At 68.0% G+C, this 2029-nt stretch carries 3 protein-coding genes; all 3 read left to right on the plus strand.

The window, feature by feature from the left end; genetic code table 11:
* The first annotated feature begins 117 nt into the window (after positions 1–117).
* Positions 118–495 carry a dihydroneopterin aldolase gene (gene folB, locus VGS97_RS02565; protein ID WP_349261952.1) on the plus strand — a complete coding sequence of 126 codons (378 nt, stop codon included), beginning with the start codon at positions 118–120 and terminating at the stop codon, positions 493–495.
* Positions 492–1049: a 2-amino-4-hydroxy-6-hydroxymethyldihydropteridine diphosphokinase gene (gene folK, locus VGS97_RS02570; protein WP_326851528.1), complete on the plus strand. Its 558-nt coding sequence runs from the start codon at positions 492–494 to the stop codon at positions 1047–1049. The genes folB and folK overlap by 4 nt, the downstream gene beginning before the upstream one ends.
* Positions 1050–1209: 160 nt before the next feature.
* Complete coding sequence (locus VGS97_RS02575) at positions 1210–1758, plus strand: DUF3180 domain-containing protein (protein ID WP_326851529.1); 549 nt, start codon at positions 1210–1212, stop codon at positions 1756–1758.
* Positions 1759–2029 lie beyond the last annotated feature (271 nt).

A 2029-nucleotide genomic window follows, 5' to 3' on the forward strand; every position in this document is an offset into this window, starting at 1 on the left:
GCCCCGAAAAGCCCCGCAAGGGGTTAGACCGCGGCACGGTTTGGGCAGGCAGCATGCCGTAGGCGGCAAATCGCAGACGGAGGGGTGATGGGTGAGGGCGTGGACCGGTTGTCGGGACTGGACCGAATAGTTCTGCACGGGTTGCGGGGGCGCGGCCTGCACGGGGTGTACCCGCGGGAACGGGCCGAGGGCCAGACCTTCATCGTGGACGCCGCGCTGACCGTGGACACCAGGGCGGCCGCCGCGGGCGACGATCTGGGCGCGACCGCCGACTACGGGATCATCGCCGAACGGATCGTCAAGCTGATCGAGGGCGAACCGGTGAACCTGATCGAGACGCTGGCCGAGCGGATCGCCTCGGCCTGCCTGGCGGATCCCGCGGTCCACGAGGCGGAGATCACCGTGCACAAGCCGGACGCGCCCATCTCAGTGCCTTTCGAGGACGTGACCGTCACCATCCGGCGGCGGGCCGCCGCGCGGGAGGACGCCCGATGACCCCAAGGCGCAAGCGCGGTTACGACCACCGCGCGGTGCTGGCCCTCGGTGGCAACCTCGGCAATCGGCTGGAGAACCTTCAAGCCGCGGTGGACGCCCTGGTGGACACCCCGGCCCTGGAAATCGTGCAACTCTCCCCGGTGTACGAGACCGAGCCCTTCGGCGGGCCGCTGGACGCGGCGGGTTCGATGGATCTGAGCGACCAGCCGTTCTTCCTGAACGCGGTCGCCGTGGTCGCCACCGACCTGATGCCGCTGACCCTGCTGGACCGGGCGCTCGCGATCGAGCAGGCACTGCACCGGCGTCGTGAGGAGCCCTGGTCCGCCCGCACCATCGACGTGGACATCATCGCCTACGACGCGCTGGTCACCCACAACTCCCGGCTGACCGTCCCGCATCCGCGCGCGCATCAGCGCGCCTTCGTGCTGGTGCCGTGGAGCGATGTGGAACCCGGTGCGCTGCTGCCGGGCTGGGGGCCGGTCTCCGCGCTGCTTGAGGCGCTCAAACCGATCAGCGGGGTCAAGCGTCGCGACGATTTGATCCTCCAGTTGTGATCGCCGCGACGGCTGTGATCATTCGCGACCCTGCATCGCAGGCGTCCGAATGAATACTCATGACAATCTGACTCGACCTGTGTTCTGACGCCCCGAAGTTCCGGCGCCGCGGGCCCGGGCACGTTCGCCCGGGGAGAGCCGAAACTGACACACTGGGGCCGTGAAGCCGACCAAACCGTTGGTGCTCGTGGCAACCACCGTCGCCGTCGCCGTCATCTCCTATGTGGTCATCCGCTTCTGGGATCATCTCGACGGCGACCGCATTCCCGCCGTGCCGCTGTCCGCGCCGATCACCCTGGCGGTGTTGGCGGCCGCGGTCTTCGGCGTCGCGCTCGGTCTGCGTGCCAGGTTCACCGCGTACCGCGAGGTGCGGACGCGGATCGAACGCGGACTGCTCCGTGAGCCGAACGAGCGGCCGGTCAAACCCATCGACCCGCTACAGGCGGCCCGCGCGCTCGTGCTCGCGAAGGCTTCGGGCCTGGTCGGCTCGGTGTTCGCCGGGGTCTACGGCGGCTACGGGCTCTTCCTGCTCGGGCGGCTGGATCTCGGCATCTACCGCTCCGAGGCGCTGCGCTGCGGTTTCGCCTTCCTGGCCGGGGCGGCGCTGATCGCCGCGGCGATCTACCTTGAGCACATCCTCAAGGTCCCGCCGGAGCAGCCCGGCGGTGATGGCAAGGTCCCCTCGGGCGCGTGGAGCGGTCGTTCCTGAGACGCTCACGATGCGATGTAGGGGTGTAGAGCTCGCATCTGTCACGTCTGACGCGGCGTCATTTCGGCGGCTGCGGCGTTTCCGGCTTCGGTGAGTGCGCCGGGCATGACTGTGCGTTTACCGTGGCGCCCCCATCGTCTGACGATGCATTAGGCAGTCTTGACTTTTCAATCTGCAAACAACTATTCCGTAGATTGCGACACAACCTCTAGAGTTTTGTTATGCGTCATCGGCAGACTGCGGGGGCGGGTCCGTCGGGAGCCCGGTCGAG

Origin of the sequence: Actinocrinis sp. (genome assembly GCF_035946395.1) — a bacterium.
Classification (GTDB): Bacteria; Actinomycetota; Actinomycetes; order Streptomycetales; family Catenulisporaceae; genus Actinocrinis.